The 1641-nt window shown below is 46.9% G+C and carries 1 protein-coding gene; it reads left to right on the forward strand.

Going from position 1 to position 1641, the window contains the following annotated elements:
* Nucleotides 1-1641: HYR domain-containing protein (locus BC659_RS00005; protein WP_133472534.1), on the forward strand; the 1641-nt coding region annotated here is incomplete at both ends.

Here is a 1641-nt window from a genome sequence, read left to right on the forward strand (position 1 = left end):
GTAAACCTCGGAACACCGGTAACTGCTGATAATTGCAGTATAGCCACGGTAACCAACAATGCACCTACCCTGTTCCCTGTAGGTACTACGGTAGTTACCTGGACCGTAACGGATGTAAATGGTAATAGCAGTACAGCTACGCAGACAGTAGTAATAACAGATACAGAAAAACCAGGCATTACTGCACCCGCGATGGTAAGTGTGGTAAATACAGCAGGCACCTGCTCAGCAACGGTGAACTTAGGAACACCGGTAACCAGCGATAATTGCGGAGTAGCTACGGTAACGAACAATGCACCGGCCCTGTTCCCTGTAGGTACGACCATCGTAACCTGGACGGTAACCGATATCCATGGTAATGTAACAGATACGGCTACGCAGATGGTAGTGGTAATAGACAATGATTTACCAACGATCAGTGTAAACAATATCAGTGTAAACAATGATGCGGGTAAATGTGGAGCAGGTGTAAGTATCCCGATGCCTGTAACAGGTGATAATTGTGGAGTAGCGAGTGTAATGGGAGTAAGAAGCGATAATAAGTTACTCACCGAAGAATACCCTGTAGGCACTACAACGATTACCTGGACAGTACGCGATGTGAATGGTAATATGAAAACGATTAGCCAGACCATCAAAGTAATGGATAATGAAAAACCAGTGATTGCATGTGCTACCAATCAGGTATTCTGTGCCAACACGGGCGGTAATAGCCAGTACACGATTGCTGCACTGAACCAGTCAGACAACTGTGGTATCGCGGGCACAACGTATGTGATAACAGGAGCAACCAACAGAACGGGAACAGGCACGAATGCCAGCGGTAGCTTTGCGATCGGAACCTCAACGGTAACATTCACGGTAACGGATATCCATGGTAATGTAAGCAGTTGCAGCTTCACGGTAAGGATCAACCCATTACCGGTGGCAAGTATAACAGCTGCTACAGCCAATGCCCTGTGTAACCAGTTTACCTTAACGGCCAACAGTAGTTTAAGCGGTCCATACAGTTACCAGTGGTTGTACAACAACACAACGAAAGCCACTACGCAGCAATTAAGTCTTGGCTTAAGCGATGGGGATGGAGTATACAGTGTGTACACAACGGATGCGAATGGATGCAGAAGCGAACTGGCAGCTACGTATAACTACCAGAAACAAAACCTGGTGAGCAGCTATACGATCCTGGGTATGAAAGAAGTGAAACTGGGTCAGTACGACCGGGTAGAAACCGGTAGTGTTGGAGTGATGAGCAGCAGAGGAGAAGCGGAGTTCGATAAATACAGTTCAGTAACGGGCGCAGGCAGCTTTGTAAAAGCACCGAGGATTGATACGGACCGTGGAGTTACGATTAATAGTAAGATCTACGGAGTAGCGAGTGTAACACTGCCTACGATGCAGTACAACCTGAGCAATACAAGATACCTGCAGGATAGGACGATCAACAGCAATGTAACGGCCACAGTAGCAGGTAACTACGATGAAGTAACGCTGAAGAAGGGCTCGAATGTAACTTTAACGGGAACGGTATTTGGCAAGATTAAACTGGAAGAAGGAGCAAGCGTACGCTTTACGGCTACCACGCTTGATGTGGAAGAGATCCAGATAGAGAAAGGACCGAAGAGTGGAGGATACAGTTAT

The organism is Sediminibacterium goheungense, assembly GCF_004361915.1.
Classification (GTDB): Bacteria; Bacteroidota; Bacteroidia; order Chitinophagales; family Chitinophagaceae; genus Sediminibacterium; species Sediminibacterium goheungense.